The following is a 19,164-nucleotide window of genomic DNA, read 5'->3' as shown; positions in this document are numbered from 1 at the left end:
ATGGAACAGGTTTCGTCCGCTCCGCTGGCACCCGGCATGGAACGCCGCCTGATCGCCAAGCTCAGCTGGCGGATCCTGCCGCTGATCTTCCTGAGCTATCTGGTCGCTGTGATGGACCGGGCCAACATCAGCTATGCCTCGGTCCAGATGAACGCCAGCCTGGGCTTCAGCGCGGCGGTTTACGGGTTTGGCGCCGGTGTGTTCTTCGTCGGCTATTCGCTGTTCGAGGTGCCGTCGAACATGATGCTGGCGCGCTTCGGGGCGCGGCGCTGGATCGCCCGGATCATGTTGACCTGGGGGGTGGTTTCGGGGGCGATGGCTCTGGTCCAGACCCCGGCGCAGTTCTACGTCATGCGCTTCCTGCTGGGGGTAGCAGAGGCCGGATTCTATCCCGGCGTCCTGCTGTACCTGTCGCAGTGGTTCCCGGCGACCATGCTGGCTCGCTCGGTTAGCCGCTTCTACATCGCCAATCCGATCAGCTTCATGATGATGGGTAGCCTGGCCGGCTTCCTGATGAGCTTCGATGGCACGCTGGGGATTGCCGGCTGGCAGTGGATGCTGATGCTTGAAGCGGTTCCGGCGCTGATCGTCGCCGCACTGCTGCTGCTGTTTCTGCCCGAGCGCATCGAGACGGCCAAATGGCTTTCGGCCCGTGAGAGGGACTGGCTGGTGCATCATCACGCTGCCGATAACGCCGCCGTCGGGGCGAGCGAGCACAACTTCTGGCGGAGCCTGGCCAACCCGGTCGTGCTGAGCTTCGGCCTGACCTGTGGCCTGGTCTTCCTGTGCGGCAATGCGGTGTCCTATTCGGCGCCCAAGCTGCTGATGCAGGCAACCGGCTGGTCGCTTGGCACGGTGGGCCTGACTGCTGCCCTGACCCAGATCCCGGTGGCCCTGGCGATGCTGCTGGTCTGCTGGCATTCGGATCATCGCCGTGCCCCTCATGCCCACATCGCTGCCATGATCGCGCTCGCGGCGATCGGCGCGTTCGGCATGGCCTGGGCCTTTATCTCCGGCACCGGCCAGGCGGTGGTGATGGTTGTCGCTGCCTACTGCCTTTTCAATTCAGCCAGCAGCGTGGTTGGAACGCTGACCATTCCGACCGCGAGTGCAATGCTCCACCCCGGGAACCGCGCAGTCGCTTTCGCTGCGATCAACACCATCGCGCAGGTCGGCAACTTCCTTGGCCCGACGCTATGGGGCATCGCCGCCAGCCGGACCGGCAGCTTTCAAGCGGGGCTGAACGCCATTCCGCTGATCCTGCTGGTCCCGCTCGCGCTGATCCTGGCGATGCGCCACAGCCGGCTTCGCGCAATGACTGCGGCCGCAGCATGAGCCCGGGGGATAAGCCGATGACCGCCCGCGATCCTGCCCTGGCGGTTGCGCCCGATGCCGCCACTTCGCCGTAACCACGCCAGGTTCGCGGGCCTGATCAGCCCCATTGAGTGGTCCGTGTTGATTGTTGGTGCAGAATCCCCTCCGCCGCCATGGCTGCCTGTAAGTGGAGCGTAGCGGAACCGAAGGACAGCCATGGCGGCGTTGCCGTTTCTGGAACCGGCGGCCGATAGCTCAGCGAACTATGTGGCCTAACGGTATTGTAATGCTGCCGCCAGGCCTCGATCAGGATCTGGGCCTTGGCCAATGCCCACATGCAGCATCCCGCTTCACCTGGCCTACGCGCCGGGAAAATTAAGCGTGCGATTAAACTTGTTGCCGGGCGATGCCTTGTGGCACAATCGATCCGGCAGAAAACGGGTTTTGCCCACCTAGTCCTGCCCAAACAAGAAGCTGAGCAGGGAGGCCGGGAGTGGACCTGGACTGGAGCGATGCCGACAAGGCCTTTGCCGATGAGGTGCGCGCATTCCTCGATGCCGAACTGAGCGATGATCTGCGGGAAGCCGGGCGCTGGATGACCAGCGTCTATGGCGATCACGAAGCCTCGATGGAATGGCAGCGCCGCCTCCACCGTCAGGGTTGGGCTGCGCCATCGTGGCCGCGCGAGCACGGCGGGGCAGATTTCAGCATCACCCAGCGCTATATCTTTGCCCGCGAATGCGCTCTGGCCGGGGCTCCGCCGCTTTCGCCGATGGGAATCGCCATGTGCGGTCCCGCCCTGATCGGTCATGGCAGTGCGGAGCAGAGGACCCATTTCCTGGCGCGGATCCTGTCGGGCGAACATTTCTGGTGCCAGGGCTATAGCGAGCCCCAGGCCGGATCGGATCTGGCGCCGCTGAAAATGCGGGCCGAGCGTGACGGCGATCATCTTGTCTGCAACGGGACCAAGATCTGGACCACCCACGCCAATGTCGCCAACTGGATCTTCTGCCTGGTCAGGACCGGCCAGTTCGACCGGCCACAGCTGGGAATTACCTTTCTGCTGATCCCGATGGACAGTCCGGGGATCACGGTGCGCCCGATCATCATGTCATCGGGTGAGCATATCCAGAACCAGATCTTTTTCGACAATGTGCGGGTGCCGATCGCCAATGTCGTGGGCCAGATTGACCAGGGCTGGACCGTGGCGAAGTACCTGCTGGAATTTGAACGCGGCGGCAGCGCTTATGCTCCGGGGCTGCAGGTGCGGCTGAAACGGATCCGCGAACTGGCCAGCCAGGGGCCGCGCCCGATCGTCCACGAGGGCTCGTTCGCGGCTCGGCTGGCCGCTGCACAAATCCGCATAGACGTGCTGGAAACCTATGAATTCCAGGCCATGTCGGCGGCGGCGCAGGGTGGCCGCCCCGGTCTGAGCGGGTCGGTGATGAAGATCCTTGGTACCGAGCTCAGCCAACACCTGACCGAACTCGCGCTCGAGGCGGCAGGTCCCTATGGGCAGGGTTTCCAGCCTGCGGCGGGGGCGGCAGGCGGTCCGAACGTGATCCCGCACGCGCCCGGCTGGCGCGGCCCACGCGAAGCGGCGATTGCTCCGCTCAAGTACTTCAACGACCGGGCAGGTTCAATCTATGCTGGGTCGAACGAGATCCAGCGCAATATCATCGCGAAAGCCCAACTGGGACTATAGGCGCCTGTTCTCCAGGCGCGGGACTGCAACGAAACGAACAAGCAACCGGGATGAGGCCAGATGAATTTTACCCTGACCGATGAACAGAACCTTCTACGGGCCTCGCTGGGGCAGTTCCTGCAGCACCGTTATGGCTTTGCCGAACGCACTGCCGCCTCGCGCGGGGAAACAGGATACCGGGCGGAGATCTGGTCCGCGCTGGCCAATGAGCTTGGCGTGCTTGGCATGACCATTCCCGAAGCTAACGGCGGCCTTGGCGGCGGCGCGGTTGAACAGATGATCCTGATGGAAGAAGCAGGCCGCGCGCTGCTGCTCGAACCGGTCTCCGAAACGCTGTTCCAGGCCGGCTGGCTGCTGGAGCAGGCCGGCGGCGCGCTGGCGGAGCAATTGTTGCCGCAGATCGCAGGAGGCGCACTGAAGCTGGCGGTGGCGCTGGGTGAGCCGGACATGCGCTATGATCTGGCCGACATTTCCACCCGCGCCGTGCGCGCTGGCACCGGCTGGCGACTGGACGGCGTCAAGGCGATGGTCATGGCCGCGCCCTGGGCAGACCGCCTGATCGTCCCAGCGCGCACGTCCGGGCAAGCTGGCGATGCCGATGGACTATCGCTTTTCGTGGTCGATCCGGCCGCAGCTGGTGTAAAGCTGCATCCCTATCCGACCATCGACGGACGCCGCGCGGCAGACATCGAACTTGCTGGCGTGACCCTTCCGGTCGAGGCGCAGGTCGGACCGGTGGGCGGGGCGCTAGCGCTGCTGGAAGAGGTGCGGGATCGGGCCATCGCGGCGCAGGCGGCAGAGGCGGCCGGTTTGCTGGACAAGCTACTAGCCGATACGGTTGAATATACCAAGCAGCGCCAGCAGTTCGGCCAGCCGATTTCCTCGTTCCAGGTCCTCCAGCACCGCATGGTTGACATGTACATGCAGGTCGAGATGGTACGTTCGGCCGCCGTCTTGGCTGCGCTCAAGCTTGATGGCGATCCGGCCGAGCGGGCCAAGGCGGCCTCGGCAGCCAAGGTCACCGTGGCCAATGCCTGCCGGTTCATTGGCCAGAACGCGGTGCAGCTGCACGGCGGCATGGGCATGACTGACGAATTGCCGATCGGTCACTACTTCAAGCGCGCCACCCTGATCGAAAGCGAACACGGGACGGCAGACTGGCACCTGGCGCGTCACGCCGCGCTGTCGGCCGTCTGACCGGGCGACTCAGCCGCCCAGCGATCTCCAGATGATGTTCTTCTGGATTTCGGTCGATCCGCCGTAGATCGTCTGGGCCCGCTCGAAGAAGTACGACTGGATCGCCACCGGGGCGTGCGGTGCAAGATGCGGTGCGGCCGCCTGCCAGCCGGTAACGGTCCGGTCGAGCATGGCGGCGCGATGCGGTCCGGCCAGTTCGATCGCCAGTTCGGTGACTTCCTGCGCGCATTCGGTGGAGGCGATTTTCAGCATCGCCGCGGTTGCCATCGGAATGTCCCGGTCCAGCCAGGACAGGATTGTCTGCTCGATCATGTCGAGACGGATTTCGCAAACCGACAGGCGCCGCTGAAAGGCAGGGTCCTGCGCCATGGTCTGCCCGCCGCGCCACGGCGTTTGGGCCGCGCGGCGACGGATGGCGGCAAGGTCGCGCCGCTTGGCCCCGATGTGGGCATAGGACAGACGCTCGTTCTTCAGCAAGACATTGGCATAAAACCAGCCGCGACCTTCGTCGCCGATGCGGCTTTCCACCGGCACCCGCACGTCGATGAACTCCACCCGGTTCAGCTCAGCCGATCCGTCGATCAGCGGGATCGGATAGACCGTCACGCCCGGTGATCGCAAATCGGCACAGATCATCGAGATGCCGTCCTGCTTGCGCGCTTCCTTTGAAGTGCGGGCCAGACAGAAGATCCAGTCCGCCCAATGCGCGCCGGAAGTCCAGATCTTCGTGCCGTTCAGGATGTAGTGGTCGCCGTCGCGCTCCGCCCGCAGGCCAAGCCCGGCAAGGTCGGACCCCGCGCCTGGTTCGGAATAGCCCTGCGCCCAGAAGCTGCGGCTTTCCAGAATCGCGGGGAGCCATTCGCGCTGCTGCTGCGGCGTGCCGAAGGCGCACACGATCGGGCCGATATAAATGACCCCCATTGGGATGATTGTCGCCGCACCGGCCTGGTCGAGCTCATAGTCAAAAATGTAGCGCTGCTGGGGCGTCCAGCCGGTCCCGCCCCGTTTCTTCGGCCAGCTGACGCCCAGCCATCCGCGCCGGTTCAGTGCCTGCTGCGAAGCGATCTGATCGGCCTTTTCCAGCCGTTGGCCCGCGCGCAGCTTGTCCAGCACATGACGGGGGTAGTCGGTAGCAAAAAACCCGCGCACTTGATCGCGAAAAGCGCGCAATTCGGGCAGTTCCAGTGTGCTCATGGTTGTGGTGTCCTCTTCCCCGGCGGAGCCCCCGGAAACTCAGCCGACAAATTGCCGCTCTTCGACCAGAAAGATCGGGGAGTTGGGCAGGTCGATGAACCGGGCCTCGTCTTCCAGCAGTTCCTGCCCGGCAGCGCGGCCTTCTGCCGTCAGGCCAGAGGCGGCAAAGCTATCCATGGAATCCCACCACAGCTCGGCCACGCCGTCATAGTCCTGACCGACCGAGCCGCGCGCCTGCGCCAGCGCCGTGGCCGTGCCTTCCGGCAGGGAATGGCTTTGCACATAGCGCGCAATACCCAGCACCCTGGCGTGGCGCTGGACCAGCGGAGCGTGATTTTCGCGCCAATAAGTCTGGAATGCCTCGCGGCTCAAACCTGGCAGGCGTTTCAGGCAAAACGTCAACTTGATCATTGCGGTACTCTCCCGAAAGGGCCGGCCTGTCCTTGTCCTGGCTGCCGGCTGGCCTCAGCCTATTGCGTGAAGGCCGCAATCACTTGCCCGGTCACCGGGTTGAGGACATCAAGTCTGGCGCTTCCGGAAACCAGCTCTCCGCCGATCAGCATCGGGGCGGTGTCATCGAATTCCATGGCATGTCTCCTTTCGGAAGGCGGGGTTCAGGGGATCAGCACGGCCTTGATGCACTCGCCGCGCGCCTGCGCCGCGATGGCCGCGTTGATCTGCGAGAGCGGGAAAGTCCGGATCAGCCGGTCGAACGGGAACTTGCCCTCGGCATGATATGCCAGCAGTTCGGGGATGAAATCCTGTGGCTCGCTGTCGCCTTCGATGATGCCAAGGATCCGGTGACCCGGCGTCATCAGCGCACCGATGTTGACGCTGATCGCCGCGTCTGTCTGGTGCGGCACGCCAACCAGGCCAATCACTCCGTGCGGAGCAAGATTGGCCAGCCCCGCCTCGATCACCGGGACAATGCCGGTCGTATCAAGGGCGGCATCGACCCCGGCCGGCAGGATCTCGCGGATGGCTGCACCAAGGTCGGTGACGGCCTGCGGATCGATTACGTGGGTTGCACCAAATTCTTGCGCGATCTTGCGGCGGGCCTCGATCGGCTCGACCAGAATGATCGTGCCACATTGGCGGATTGCCCCGGCCATGACCGCGGCCAGGCCGACCGGCCCGCCACCGAACACGATCAGCGAGGCCCCTTCCTTCACATCCATCGAGCGCATGACCGCTCCCGCCCCGGTCTGAAAGCCGCAGCCCAGCGTGCCGAGGTATTCGAGCGGCAGGGGAACGCCATCCGGAACTTTCACCACGTTGCTGGCGCGGGTTACCGCCAGCGAGGAAAACGAGGACTGGCCGAAGAAGTGAGAGCTTATCCACTCCTCACCCTTGGCATAGGCGGTCGAACCGTCTTCCAGCCGCATTCCCGCATAGTTGAGCGGCACGAACATGTTGCAGTAGCTGGGAAGACGTTCGTCGCACCGCGGGCATCCGCCGCAGCTTGAAAAGCCAAGGATCACGCGGTCGCCGACCCCAATTTCGTCAACCCCATCCCCCACGGCCTCGACCACGCCGGCGCCTTCGTGGCCAAGGATCGCCGGCTTGGCAAAAGCCGCCACCTGATCGCGAAAGACCAGATCGGTATGGCACAGTCCCACGCCGGCAATCCGCACACGAACTTCGCCCCGCCCTGGTGCGGCAACCTCGATTTCCTCGATGGTGAAATCCGCATTGGCGCCGCGCGCCACGGCCGCAGTGGCAATGGTCATCCCGCTCCTCCCTCAGTTCTGTCTGGCCGGTCAAGGAGTGCCGACACAACTGACTTAATCGCACAGTTAAACGCCGTCCAGCGTTGGCGTGATGGAACGGCCATCTGCTCTGGCGTGAGCCAGCCATCGCATCGGTCGTGAGGGCTCTGTCAAAGCAAGCGCACCGCTAGCGTAACGTGGCGCTGATCCTTAGGACGCGGTAATGCCTCGCCCGCGCAAACCCGCCAGTCCGTTCCGCTACTTCAACTCATCGCCCGAGGTGATCCGCCTGGTGGTGATGATGTATGTGCGATTTCCTTTGTCGCTGCGGAACGTCGAAGGCCTGTTGTTCGAACGAGGCATCGACATCTGCCACGAGACCGTACGGCACTGGTGGAACCGGTTCGGCCAGTTGTTTGCCGCCGACATCCGGCGGCAACGAGTGAGCCGGATGCGGGGCTTCCGACAGTGGCGCTGGCACCTCGATGAGATGTACGTGAAGCTCAACGGAGAGATGGTCTACCTGTGGCGCGCGGTCGACCACGAAGGAGAAATCCTCGAGAGTTACATCACCAAAACCCGCGACAAGGAAGTAGCCCTCACTTTCATGAGGAAGGCACTTAAGCGTCACGACTCACCCGAAAAGTTCACCACCGATGGGCTGCGGTCATACCGCGCGGCCATGAACGAACTGGGCAATGCGGAGAAGCAGGAGATTGGCCGCTGGGCCAACAACCGGGTCGAGAATAATCATCTCGCATTCCGGCGACGAGCGCGCGCCATGCTCAGATTCAGGCGAATGAAGACCCTCCAGAAGTTCGCCTCGGTCCATGCCAACGTCCACAACCACTTCAATCAGGAACGACACCTCGTTGCTCGCCAAACCTACAGAAAGCGATGCTCAGCTGCCTTGGCCGAGTGGCAAAACCTCTCTGCCTAGGCTTCAAATTTGGGAAGGGGAGAGTCCGTCAAGCGGAGAGCAGTTCGACTTGGACTGGCAGCACCGATCGCGTCGATCAGGGTGGCGGCCAGTGCTCCAGGCCGCGATTTGTTTGGCACACCAATGCTTGCCGCGACGGGGAAGTCGAATGGTTTGTGGGGGTAGTGTAATTGAATGAGGGTCTTTGATGTGGGCCTGACAATTCAAATGCGACCCCGCTTTCCCCGATCAGGCCAGACGGTACTGCCGGTTCGTCTACCGAAAGCACCCATGCGACGGCTTTGTCAGAGCGAATGCACCAACTGGCGACGTTGAAATCAGAAAGGTCGGGCAGGGCCAGGTAGCGCCTTTGTGAACCTGGCAGTCTGATTCGTAAATTCAGCTCCTCGCCCGAAGCGATCCGCTTGGTGGTCATGTTGTTTGTGTGGTTTCTGCAGTCTCGCCGCGCCAGCGTGAGAGATATGGGGCGAGAGCGCGGGCTGCGCCGCTTTCGATCCGCTCCTCGACGACGGCGAAGAGTGCGGCAATTTCTTCGCCGGCGGCCGAACCATTGGTCAGCGCCAAGGCCCGTGCCAGTGCGCACATCGCTAGGGCGCCAAAATGGGCCGTGCCCGCCTTCTCGCAATCGTCGACTGCCTGCCGCGCGATCACGGCGGCACGCTCGGCCTGGTCGGCTGCGATCAGCGCCATCGCCAGCTGCGCGCGCGCGCCGCCGGTCCAATGCTTTTCCGAAGTCTGGGCAAAGACGATCGCCGCCTCGGCCTCCGGGATGGCCTGCTCGGGCTGCCCAAGCGCGCCATAGGCCATGGCGAAGCAAAGGTGACGGTACATCTCGAGCAGGGGTGAGCCGAGCTTCTCGCTGATTTCCGCAACCGCCCGGGCATGGGCCAGTGCGCCTTCGCCGTCCCCCAGCCAGGTGTGGACCTGCGTCAGGCCATAGCCGCACCAACCCACCACTTCCGGGGTATCGTCCTCGATCGCCTTGAGCCGGGCCGCTTCGAGCCGGGCGCGGGCCTCTTCATGGCGGCCAAGCCAGGTGAGATTCATGCCTCCGATAAAGGCAAAGAACGTGTGCGGATTGTTGCCGCTGATCCAGTATCCGCGCTGCAGATCCGCCGGCCAGGCTGCCATCGCCTTGTCGGCCTCTTCCAGCCCCAGCACGTTGCGCGCCGAATGCGCCAAGCTGTCGCAATAGAGCAGCGCAGCGAGCGGGCGCAGGTGCGGCACGTCCTGCGCAAAGGCCGCGGTGTAATTGGCCTGGGCCTGGCGGAAGTAATCCTCTGCATCGCCGGCCGCGCAGACCGCACGCGAATAGCACAAAGCCAGCGTCAGCCGCAGTGCCTCGTCGCCGATCTGGGCCGCCAGCGCTTCGCCCTCTGCAAGCACGGCCTGGGCATCCTCGATCCCCGAACCGACCCGGTAGTTGAAGTTCAGCAGGTTTATATATGCATTGAAGATCAGCTCGTAATGTTCAGGCGCGGTCAGGTTGCCGCGGGCCAGTTCGCGGACCTTGTGCCAATGCCAGGCACAGGTCGGAAAATCGGTGCGGACCACGCGCATTGCCGCCCGGCGATGATGCTGTGCGGCAATGATCGGCTCACCCGCTTCCTCCCAGTGGGCGGCCAGGGTTCCGGCCAGCTCGTCGAGCCTGGCGGGCTCGGCCTGCTCCAGCGCTTCGGCGACGCGTCGGTGCAGCTTGCGCCGGTCTGCCCGAACCAGGCTGGCCTGGGCCATTTCCAGGGTCAGCGGGTGCTTGAAGGCATATTCGACCACCGGGAAGGCCGCTTGTTCGACAATGAACTCGTTGCGGCGCAGCAGGGCCAGGATTTGCGCCAGATCACCGACCGCGACCTGCGCTGATTGCGCCAGCAACGGTTCGGGAAAGGTCATGCCGATGACGGCCGCCGCCTGCAGAACGGCGCGGGCTTCGGGCGGAAGGCGGTCGATACGTGCGGCGACCACTGCCTTGATCGTGGGAGGCACTTCCAGCTGCTTGAAGGCGCCGGCCAGCCGATATGCCCCGCGCTCACCGGTAATGGTTCCGGTTTCAGCCAGTGTCTGGACGATTTCCTCGACGAAATAGGGATTGCCCTTGGTCAGAGTCGCAATCGGCGCAGCCAGCACAGCAAGGCTGGGATCCTCGCCCAGCAGATCGCCCAGCAAGCCGCCGATATCTGCCTCGTCCAGCGGTGCGAGCGAGATCTGGCGGCAATTGCTGTTCTGCATCCAGGTCGCCCGAAACTCCGGCCGGTAATTGAGCAGCATCAGATTGCGCAGTCCGTCGCGGCCTTCGACCAGCTGTTCGAGCACGCGGGCGCTGGCATCGTCGATCCAGTGCAGGTCCTCGACCACCATCACGCTTGGCCGTGCGACGCTGTCGAGCCGGATCAGGTGGCGCAACAGACCGACCAGCTGGCGCAGCCGGGCTTCGGGATCGAGCGCGACCGCAGGGGCCGCGAGATCGGGGTAGCCGGCCAGGTCGCAGACCAGCGGGACCGTATCGCGCATCCGCGGATCGAGCGCCGTGATCCGCGCGGCGATCCTAGCCCGCGCGGCTGCGGGATCGTCCTGGCCCTCAATCGCGAAGAAGCTGCGCAGCACCTCGATGATCGCGCGCAGCGGGGTGTTCTGGCTCTGCTGCGCGGCGGAACCTGCATAGACCGGGATATCATGGCGGCGGCACAGTTCGGAAAATTCGAAGAACAGGCGGCTTTTGCCGGTCCCGGCCTCGGCCATCACCCCGATCACTTGCCCGGCGCCCTGGTTCGAACGTTCAAGCCCTTCCATCAGCAGCTCGAACTCTTCCTCGCGGCCGACAAAGCGGCTGAGGCCGCGGGCACGCGACAGTTCGAAGCGGGTGTGCGTGGCGGATTCGCCGATAACCCGGAAGGCCCGCGGCCCGGCACGCTCTAGTTCGAGAAACCCGCCAGCGATGGTCGCGACCGCGCTGCCGATCAGGATCGATCCGGGAGCGGCGAGCATCTGAAGCTGGGCCGCGCTGTCAAGCGCTAGCCCGGCGGGGATCGAGCCCGACGGTCCGGCGACGAGAGAGCCGGTGTCGATCCCGCCTCGGACGCGCGCGGTTGCGTCGCCGGGCAAGGCCACGGCGCCGACCTTGGCAACCAAATCCAGTGCGGCCCTGACCGCGTTGAGAGCGTCGTGTTCGGTGATCCGCTCATAGCCGAACAGCACCGTCGCCCCGGTCCCCGAACCGATCACCGTGGCCTCGAACGGCGCTGCAGCGGCGTGGGCCGCAGCCTGGACCTGACGGACCGCGGCTTCCCAGTCCTCCGGATCGGGCGGTTCGCTGTCACCATCGAGCGCCAGGGCGGCATTGAGAACGGTCACCTGGCGGCGTTCGCTGCCAATGCGTCCTGCAGGCCTGGGCGCTGTCGCGCCGCTTGCGCGTCCCCCGGACCTGCGCCCTTCGAGATGACAGCGGATGTCTGCGACCAGCGCATTCCAGGCCGCCGCGCTGCGATCGCCGGTCCATTCGATCAGATCGGCACTTTGAGTCAGCTCGAACATGACTGGCCGGGTGCAGGCTTCGATCATCACCGGCACCAGCGTTCCGTTGCGCTGCGCGACAGCGGCTTCGGAGCGGACCCAGCGCGAATTGACCGAGCGCTGCGACCACAGCACCACCACCGCCTCCGCATCGTTGAGCGCCTTTTCGGTGACGGCATCCCAGGCCTGGCCGGCGCGCAAGGTGACGTCCCACCAGACGTCGAAGCCTTCGGCCTTCAGCCCGTCCGCGAACAGGCGTGCGTGCTCCTGGTCCTGGCGGTTGTACGAGATGAACACTTCCGGCACGCGCGCTACCCCTTCGCCTGCGCAACCTCACGCCGTGTCGCGCGGCCGGCCTGGTCCGCGCCCTGGCTAAGCGGCAATACTTGCATTGCCGGACGTTATGCGCAAACCTTTGTTAAGCAAGAGCGCTGGCTTGGTCGCACGGCACTTTCACTCCGCGCTGCACCCTTGGGGATCGGGACGGCTGCGGAAAGGGGGAAGCATGACGACCAGAACAGTTGCGATCTTCGGCGGCGGCGTGGCCGGCCTCAGCGCGGCGCACGAACTGGCCGAGCGCAGCGGCGCTGGCGTCGATTTCGAGATCCATGTTTACGAGAGGCGCGCCGAGCAACTGGGCGGCAAGGCCCGTTCGATCTGGGTACCGCATTCCGCGAGGGATGGGCGCGATCCGCTTCCAGGAGAGCACGGTTTCCGCTTCTTTCCCGGCTTCTACAAGCATCTGCCAGACACGATGGAGCGGATTCCGACAGCGCACGGATCGGTGTTCGACAACCTTGTGGTCGCCGACCGGCTCGAGGTCGCCCGGTTCGGTGCCGCGCCGATCGTCATTTCGGCCCGTTTCCCCAAGACCCTTTCGGACCTGGTTACCGATATCGAGGCGATGTTCAGCAACACCGGCCTGTTGCCAGGCGAGGCGCGGTTCTTTGCCGAGCGGCTGTGGCAGGTGCTGACCAGTTGCCAGGATCGCCGTCTGGCGGAATACGAGGGTATTACCTGGTGGAATTTCCTCGATGCCGACAACCATTCGCCGGCTTATCGCAACCTGCTGGTCGATGGCCTGTCCCGCTCGCTGCTGGCCAACGATCCGTCGCACGCCAGCGTCCGAACCGTGGGCGATACCAACATCCAGCTGATCCTGGGGATGGTTTCGCCGACTCATCCGACTGACCGGCTGCTCGACGGACCGACCAGCAAAGTCTGGATCGAACCGTGGCGCGCGCATCTGGAATCGCTGGGCGTGCAGTTTCATCACGATACCGCGGCCCTACAGTTCGGCATCGCCGACGGCGCCTGCACTGGGGTTGAAGTCATCACCGGCCAGACCCGCTCGCAGGTCAGTGCCGACGCCTATGTCTTTGCGCTGCCGGTCGAGCGCATGACCAAGGTGCTCAGCGCCAGCAAGGGACGGCCCGACGATCCGCTCGCGGCCGATCCTGCGCTGCCTGGTGTGGTGGCAGTGTCGCAGAACGTTCGGTGGATGAACGGGATCCAGTTTTTCCTCTACAAGGATGTGCCGATTACGCACGGCCACCTGCTGTTTGCAGATACGCCCTGGGCGCTGACCGGAATTTCCGAAGCACAGTTCTGGTCGGACGAGCATCTGCCAGGCTGCGGCGACGGCACCGTCAACGGTATCCTTTCGGCTTGCATTTCTGAATGGGACGCGCCGGGGATCCTGTTCGGCAAGACGGCGCTGCAGTGTTCGCGGCAGGAGATTGCCCAGGAGGTCTGGGCGCAGATCAAGGCATCGGTCAATGTCGGTGGAACGGTCCTGCTTGAGGACGACAATGTCCACAGCCATTTCCTTGACCCCGATCTGGTCCAGCATCCCGATGGCACGATCCACCTGAGCGACGCGGAACCGCTGTTCGTCAACTTCATCAACAGTTGGGTCCAGCGCCCCGCGGCTGTGCTGCAGACGCGCAACCTGATGCTGGCGTCGGACTATGTCCAGACCTTCACCGATGTTGCCTGCATGGAGGCCGCGAACGAGGCGGCGCGGCGCGCAGTCAACGGCGTCCTGGACCTGTTTGGGTCGAGCGCCGCTCCGTGCGAGCTGTGGCCGCTCCACGAACCCGCCATCTTCGCGCCGTTCCGCCGACATGACCAGGCGCGGTTCGACCGCGGCCTGCCCTGGGACGGACACCTGCTGTGACCGAAAGGCTAAGCCCATGACCCTGCTTCCCGATTATGTCGGACGCCCGGCCGAAACCGTGCAGCTGCAGCCTTACATCTGCCGCAATACCCAGCTTTATGGCTTCTACCTGCGCGCGGACAAAGCGGTGATCCAGCAGCGGCTCGTCGACCCGATTCTCAATGCACCGACCGGCGGCGCGCTCGATTACCGATGCCTGTCAGATCTGGTGCTGGTGTCCTATGCGAAGGCCGCCCAGTGCACGAGCACCCTGCCGCCGGCCAACCAGATGGGCTGGATGCTTGAAAACAGCTGGACTCTGTGGGTTCCGCTGCTTCTGGTAAAGCGCGAACTGGGGATCGAGGTGGCCCAGCGCCTGGTGTTCTACCCGGCATATATCTGCGTCGACAATTCATGGTCGCTGACTGCGGGCCGCGAGGTCTATGGCTTTCCCAAGGGCTATGGGCCGGTTGGGGTCCCCGAACCCGGCAGCGATCCGGCTTCGTTTGCGGTCTCCACCATGGTGATACCCGAATATGCGCCCAGTTCGGGCGGGCAGGTGCTGCCGCTGATGGAAGTGACCCGGACCGGGGTGACCAGCAAGGGCGGGGAACTCTGGCAGGATCTTGAAGATGCGGTATCCGCGGTTGGGCACATGCTCAGCGGAAGCGGCGGCAAGCTGGTGGTTCCGGGATTCAATTTCCTGCTCGACCTGGTCGGCCTGGCGCGGCACGAGGAAGTGCCGGGGGTGTTTCTCAAGCAGTTCCGCGATACTGCCGACGGGACCAAGGCCTGCTACCAGGCGATTGTCGAGGCAGGCTCGTTCGTCCAGAAATTCAACGGCGGCGGCCTGCTCGATGGGAGCTATCAGGCGACGCTGTACAACTACGACAGCCATCCGCTGGCGAATGACCTCGGCCTGGCTGCTGGTCCGCATCCGCTGGAATTCCCGTTCCAGGTCAACATGGACTTCACCATCGGCCAGGGCACCGAAGTATGGAAGGCTTGACGCGATGACCGGCAAGCAGAAGATCGCCGTGATCGGCGGCGGGGTCGGGGCCATGGCCACAGTGTTCGAGCTGACCGAGCAGCCCGGCTGGCAGGACAAGTACGACATCACCGTCTACCAGCTGGGGTGGCGCCTGGGCGGGAAAGGCGCCAGCGGCCGCAACCAGAAGCGCGGCGACCGGATAGAGGAGCACGGGCTGCACTTTTGGTTCGGCTACTACGAAAACGCCTTCAACATGATCCAGCGGGTCTATGCCGCGCTGGGCCGCAAGCCGGGGACCCCGCTGGCGGGCTGGCGTGACGCGTTCAAGCCGCACAGCCTGTTCATCCTGATGCAGTTCTACAAGGCCAAGTGGTCCGAATGGCACCTCTCGCCGCCGCCCATGCCGGGGGTACCGGGAGACGGTACGGTTCCGCTGCTGTGGGACGCGGTCGACCGCATTCTGGAAGCGTTGCACATTCACACGGTCCAATCGCTGCCCAGCGACATGCACGGCGACCTGCACGACCATCACGGCCTTAAGGGCTGGGTGTTATGGGCGGCGGAGAAGCTTGGCGTAGAGCTCGTCCGGGGATTCGAAGCGATCGACTTTCGCGCTGCGCGCGAGGCTGTGCAGCGGGTGGCAGCGGCGCCGCACAACGATGCGGCGCACGATCTGCTGCACGACGGCGTCGCCGCGCTGGGTCACTTCGTCGAGCGGGTCGGAGCCGCGGTGAACGCCCGGATCGATACGATGATCGAGCACGACATCGAGACAATACCGATCCTGCGCCGGGTCCTCTCGCTGCTCGAGCTGGGCTATTACATGTTCAAGGGGATCGTGGTCGACGATGTCGCGCGCAAGGGTTTCGACCAGCTCGATCACCTCGATCTGCGCGAATGGCTCGCCAGCCACGGGGCCCAGTCGGTTGCGCTCGATTCCGATAGCCTGCGGGTAGCCTACGAAAGCATCTTCGCCTTTTCGCAAGGCTCGTACGAATTGCCGAACCTTGCCGCCGGCACCGGCCTGCGCGGGTTGCTGCGATTAAGCGGCACCTACAAGGAAGCTTTTGCCTACAAGATGCAGGCCGGGATGGGCGACACGATCTTCGCGCCATTCTACCTGGTGCTCAAGCAGCGCGGCGTGAAGTTCGCGTTCTTCAGCGCCCTGCGCGACATCGTTCCGTCAGCCGACGGGACCATGATCGACCAGCTGGTGATCGGCAAGCAGGCAACGATCAAGGGGGGGGCCGACTACGACCCGCTGTACGATGTGAAGGGTCTGCCTTGCTGGCCGAACCAGCCGTTCTTCGACCAGCTGGTCGAGGGCGAGCAGATCTCTCAACAGTACCCCGGGCTGGAATCCTACTGGTGCCAATGGAAAGACGTCGAGACCTTGCCGCTCAACCGCGGAACCGATTTCGATCTGGTCGTGCTGGGCACCTCGCTGGCCCCAATCGGGGTGTTCGGCGAAAAGCTGCTGGCCCAGAAACCAGCGCTGACCGCGATGGTCGGCAACATCGAGGCAATCGGCACCCAGGCGTTCCAGATCTGGACCGTGCCGGACGACAACCAGCTGCGCCATGCCCACGACGGCGAAGAGGTGGAGAAAGCAGGGGTCCAGCCGATCTACGGCGGATTTGCTCAGCCGCACAACACCGTCTCGGACATGTCTCACCTGATCGACCGCGAAAACTGGCCGGCCGCCTATCTCCCCGGTGCGATCTATTACTTCTGCGGCCCGCTGGCACTGCCGCGCAAGACCCCGCCCCCGACCAGCGTTCTGACCCCGCTGTTCCAGGACGCTGCCGCCAATGTCAGGGCCGCCGAATGGATGCGATCGAACCTGCAGTTCCTGCTGCCCGGCTCGATGTTCTCGGGCTATCCGCAGAGCTTTCCCGATACGCTCAACTTCAATATTCTCTACGATACCGACGGCGGGTTCGATCAGCTGGTCCCGGCCAGTTCGCACTTCGACCAGCAATACTGGCGGGCCAATATCGACCCATCTGAACTCTATGTCCTGTCATGCCGGGGCACCACGCAGTACCGACTGCATTCGGGCGACACCGGCTATGCCAACCTGGTTTTCGCCGGGGACTGGACCAAGACCGGGCTGAACTATGGCTGCGTCGAAGCGGCGGTGATGTCGGGGATGGAAGCATCGCGGGCGATCTGCGGTGCCCCCAAGATCATCTTTGGCGAGAACTTCCCGCTGCCGTAGTGACTGTTTCGGCTTATCTGAAACTGGGGCGCAGTTAGAGTAAACGTACCGATTAACGGGCCGGGCGGCGAAGCCAACCTCACGGGGAAGATGGTCTACCTGTAGCGGGCAGTCGACCAGAACGGCGAGATTCTCGCGAGTGCTATTACGAGGACCCGGGACAAGGCCGCTGCTCTGCGTTTCATGAAGAAGACGCTGAAGCGGCATGGTTCGCCCGAGGCGATCACCACCGACGGGCTTCGTTCGTACGAGGCAGCGATGCGCGACCTGGGTTGCGAGCACAAGCAGGAGATGGGGAGGTGGGCGAACAATCGCGCCGAATGCAGTCTCCTGTCCGTCATGCGACGAGAGCGGGCCATGCTCCGATTCCGAAGAATGAAGATCCTGCGGAAGTTCACCGCAGTCCACGCATCCTTCAACAACCACTTCAACGAGGAACGCCATCTCGTCGATCGACAGACCTAAGAGGAGCGACGCTCGGCCGCCTTGGCCGAGTGGCAAAACCTGTTTGCCTAGGCTGTCGGTGGGGAAGGGAAAACTGCGCGAAGTGGAGACCAGTTCGTATTAGACTGACAGCACCGCCATATATTCCGCAGAAATCCGCCATTTATTGGACAGTCACCGTGCCAACGCCGTCACCTTTGGCACCAGCTTCTCTGAAACTCGGCTTAGCCTCACATGAAGCACAATTGATTGATCCCAGGTGCAGCGACAATCCACACTCTCGCGATCGATTCCGCAGGCTGTCCTTTTTGGCCCGGTACAAGCATCTGATCGGGTGCTCATGCCCAGCGGGATTTTTGGCAGGCCTCATGACTTTTCAGCGGTCTCGCTTGCGAAAACGCCCTCGCCTGTCTCGCCGGTAGGTCAGCCGCGGTGCTCCGATGAAGCGTGCGCGCAAATAGTTCCACACCCAGGGGCCGCGGCTGGGTGGCATGCGCTGCAAAGGGTCGAATGACAGGACGTCGTCTTCGGATCCGGGAGCAACCAGCAGCCAACGCACCAACCATGCACACAAGCCCAAGCAGGCCGCAATCATTGTGAGAAATGCCAAAATGTATATGAAAACATCCATGGTAGTTTCGCAATTTCAATTTCAATTCACGAAATATGTGTAACAAATAATTTCATTTAGTAACTATATCAAAGTTGGAACATTTATAGAGATAATCGTAAAGAGTGCACTTGGTGGCGCTCATTCAGTTCCGCTCATTCGAAGCCTTGGACTGGTGAGCGAACTATCCAGCCTGATCGAGGATGTCTTTCACTGCCAGTCGCATAAGCTTGGGGTCGGCGGGAACCTCGGCTATTAAGGCGATGTGACCGCTGTCAGTGCGGCGAATCAAGGCGAGCGAAAACTCTTCACCGTCTTTCGAAAGATCGCACAAGTCGGCTAGCGGTATCGAACGCAGACGCCGCATCTTGCGAGCGCTCAATATCGGACGATCCATGCTGCTGCCGACAAGCAGGGGCGCGCGCGCGCGCCGTTCGAGTGCGACGACTGACTTGATCCCGCCCGGAGCCGCAGCCAGCAGACCCTCCAGATCGCCACGTCGCACGTTGTGCCTTGCCGCATGGGCGAGAACAGCCGCGTACTCGGCAATTCGTGTCCGGTCGTAATCTGTGCCGAAGACCAACTTGATGATCGGGGTCATCGGAGCGCGAGGCTGCAATGCGATCCCGCTTTCGGCCAATAGGGCTGCATACGCCTCTGGAGCGTCGCGAATGGTCAAGGCCAGGTCGTAGGCCGAGGAAATGGCCCGGTACAGAACGGCCTTGGTCCGCTCTTGGCTGCGCTTGGCAAAATTGGCGTGCTGGCGCGCGGCCCGCAGTGCTCCCTCCAAGGCGGCTAACGAACCGGTGAGCACCATGCCCCAATCGCCGGTGACCATACGTGGCAGGACTGGGGGGCCAAACGGGACGCCATCGGATTCGTGAACAGGGCGAGCGCGGGCCTTGCGGATCCGCACGAACGGATCGGATTCTGCGTCCATGCGGCTCTTGGCGTCGGCGACTTCCATAGTCGCTTCGAGATTGAGCACTTCGGTTGAAGCGTCACCGTTGGCCAGATCGATCTGGTCCACAGTCAGTTCGAGAACCGGGTCGGCTTCGCCGCCGTCAGACATCCAAGCGGCCGTTGCTGCACTTCCCTCGGTCACGTGGAACCCCTTCAAGCAGCCGTGATGCAAACACGGAGTGTGACAGGGCAATAGGAACCATACAACTTA

General features: G+C 63.4%; 12 protein-coding genes and 2 pseudogenes. 8 read left to right on the top strand and 6 right to left on the bottom strand.

Annotated features, from left to right (window positions below; translation table 11 throughout):
• A complete protein-coding gene (locus ACFFF7_RS02340; RefSeq protein WP_379479751.1) occupies positions 1 to 1,335 on the top strand; it encodes an MFS transporter in 1,335 nt (444 codons plus the stop codon).
• A gap of 97 nt (positions 1,336 to 1,432) precedes the next feature.
• Here the strand turns inward: ACFFF7_RS02340 and ACFFF7_RS02335 are convergent.
• Positions 1,433 to 1,642: pseudogene (locus ACFFF7_RS02335) on the bottom strand (integrase core domain-containing protein); the annotation flags it as partial.
• 165 nt (positions 1,643 to 1,807) lie between these two features.
• Here ACFFF7_RS02335 and ACFFF7_RS02330 point away from each other — a divergent pair.
• Positions 1,808 to 3,019 carry an acyl-CoA dehydrogenase family protein gene (locus tag ACFFF7_RS02330; protein ID WP_379479750.1) on the top strand — a complete coding sequence of 404 codons (1,212 nt, stop codon included), beginning with the start codon at positions 1,808 to 1,810 and terminating at the stop codon, positions 3,017 to 3,019.
• A 60-nt stretch (positions 3,020 to 3,079) separates the two neighbouring features.
• Positions 3,080 to 4,216: an acyl-CoA dehydrogenase family protein gene (locus ACFFF7_RS02325; protein ID WP_379479749.1), complete on the top strand. Its 1,137-nt coding sequence runs from the start codon at positions 3,080 to 3,082 to the stop codon at positions 4,214 to 4,216.
• 9 nt (positions 4,217 to 4,225) lie between these two features.
• Here ACFFF7_RS02325 and ACFFF7_RS02320 read toward each other — a convergent pair whose 3' ends face one another.
• The 3 genes from ACFFF7_RS02320 to ACFFF7_RS02310 form a co-directional block, all read right to left on the bottom strand.
• On the bottom strand, positions 4,226 to 5,410 hold the full coding sequence (locus ACFFF7_RS02320; protein WP_379479748.1) for an acyl-CoA dehydrogenase family protein: 1,185 nt from the start codon (positions 5,408 to 5,410) through the stop codon (positions 4,226 to 4,228).
• A 39-nt stretch (positions 5,411 to 5,449) separates the two neighbouring features.
• Positions 5,450 to 5,821 carry an EthD domain-containing protein gene (locus ACFFF7_RS02315; RefSeq protein WP_379479747.1) on the bottom strand — a complete coding sequence of 124 codons (372 nt, stop codon included), beginning with the start codon at positions 5,819 to 5,821 and terminating at the stop codon, positions 5,450 to 5,452.
• 203 nt (positions 5,822 to 6,024) lie between these two features.
• A complete protein-coding gene (locus tag ACFFF7_RS02310; RefSeq protein ID WP_379479746.1) occupies positions 6,025 to 7,140 on the bottom strand; it encodes an NAD(P)-dependent alcohol dehydrogenase in 1,116 nt (371 codons plus the stop codon).
• Between the two features lie 202 nt (positions 7,141 to 7,342).
• Here ACFFF7_RS02310 and ACFFF7_RS02305 point away from each other — a divergent pair, with 202 nt between their 5' ends.
• A complete protein-coding gene (locus tag ACFFF7_RS02305; RefSeq protein ID WP_379479745.1) occupies positions 7,343 to 8,059 on the top strand; it encodes an IS6 family transposase in 717 nt (238 codons plus the stop codon).
• Between the two features lie 411 nt (positions 8,060 to 8,470).
• Here the strand turns inward: ACFFF7_RS02305 and ACFFF7_RS02300 are convergent, their stop codons facing one another.
• Positions 8,471 to 11,872 carry an AAA family ATPase gene (locus ACFFF7_RS02300; protein WP_379479744.1) on the bottom strand — a complete coding sequence of 1,134 codons (3,402 nt, stop codon included), beginning with the start codon at positions 11,870 to 11,872 and terminating at the stop codon, positions 8,471 to 8,473.
• 199 nt (positions 11,873 to 12,071) lie between these two features.
• Here ACFFF7_RS02300 and ACFFF7_RS02295 point away from each other — a divergent pair, with 199 nt between their 5' ends.
• The 4 genes and pseudogenes from ACFFF7_RS02295 to ACFFF7_RS02280 all read left to right on the top strand — a co-directional run.
• The gene (locus tag ACFFF7_RS02295; protein ID WP_379479743.1) at positions 12,072 to 13,745 is read left to right on the top strand and encodes a hydroxysqualene dehydroxylase; all 1,674 of its coding nucleotides are present in this window, start codon (positions 12,072 to 12,074) and stop codon (positions 13,743 to 13,745) included.
• Positions 13,746 to 13,761: 16 nt separating this feature from the next.
• Positions 13,762 to 14,733 (top strand): hypothetical protein, encoded by a 972-nt coding sequence (locus ACFFF7_RS02290; RefSeq protein WP_379479742.1) that lies wholly within the window; start codon positions 13,762 to 13,764, stop codon positions 14,731 to 14,733.
• Between the two features lie 4 nt (positions 14,734 to 14,737).
• Positions 14,738 to 16,936, top strand: a complete 2,199-nt coding sequence (locus ACFFF7_RS02285; RefSeq protein WP_379479741.1) for an FAD-dependent oxidoreductase — start codon at positions 14,738 to 14,740, stop codon at positions 16,934 to 16,936.
• A gap of 105 nt (positions 16,937 to 17,041) precedes the next feature.
• Positions 17,042 to 17,401 (top strand): annotated as a pseudogene (locus ACFFF7_RS02280) (DDE-type integrase/transposase/recombinase); the annotation flags it as partial.
• Positions 17,402 to 18,174: 773 nt separating this feature from the next.
• Here the strand turns inward: ACFFF7_RS02280 and ACFFF7_RS02275 are convergent.
• Positions 18,175 to 19,095: a hypothetical protein gene (locus ACFFF7_RS02275; RefSeq protein ID WP_379479740.1), complete on the bottom strand. Its 921-nt coding sequence runs from the start codon at positions 19,093 to 19,095 to the stop codon at positions 18,175 to 18,177.
• Positions 19,096 to 19,164 lie beyond the last annotated feature (69 nt).

Source organism: Novosphingobium aquiterrae (assembly GCF_042434435.1).
GTDB classification, from domain to species: domain Bacteria; phylum Pseudomonadota; class Alphaproteobacteria; order Sphingomonadales; family Sphingomonadaceae; genus Novosphingobium; species Novosphingobium aquiterrae.
The sequence above is the reverse complement of the archived record's forward strand: the minus strand, read 5'-3'. Positions and strand labels throughout refer to the sequence as shown.

Bases quoted from the DNA above. Each gene is read 5' to 3' on its own strand.
- ACFFF7_RS02340 (WP_379479751.1), top strand. From the start codon at position 1: ATGGAACAGGTTTCGTCCGCTCCGCTGGCACCCGGCATGGAACGCCGC.
- ACFFF7_RS02325 (WP_379479749.1), top strand. From the start codon at position 3,080: ATGAATTTTACCCTGACCGATGAACAGAACCTTCTACGGGCCTCGCTG.
- ACFFF7_RS02320 (WP_379479748.1), bottom strand. From the start codon at position 5,410: ATGAGCACACTGGAACTGCCCGAATTGCGCGCTTTTCGCGATCAAGTG.
- ACFFF7_RS02315 (WP_379479747.1), bottom strand. From the start codon at position 5,821: ATGATCAAGTTGACGTTTTGCCTGAAACGCCTGCCAGGTTTGAGCCGC.
- ACFFF7_RS02310 (WP_379479746.1), bottom strand. From the start codon at position 7,140: ATGACCATTGCCACTGCGGCCGTGGCGCGCGGCGCCAATGCGGATTTC.
- ACFFF7_RS02305 (WP_379479745.1), top strand. From the start codon at position 7,343: ATGCCTCGCCCGCGCAAACCCGCCAGTCCGTTCCGCTACTTCAACTCA.
- ACFFF7_RS02295 (WP_379479743.1), top strand. From the start codon at position 12,072: ATGACGACCAGAACAGTTGCGATCTTCGGCGGCGGCGTGGCCGGCCTC.
- ACFFF7_RS02290 (WP_379479742.1), top strand. From the start codon at position 13,762: ATGACCCTGCTTCCCGATTATGTCGGACGCCCGGCCGAAACCGTGCAG.
- ACFFF7_RS02285 (WP_379479741.1), top strand. From the start codon at position 14,738: ATGACCGGCAAGCAGAAGATCGCCGTGATCGGCGGCGGGGTCGGGGCC.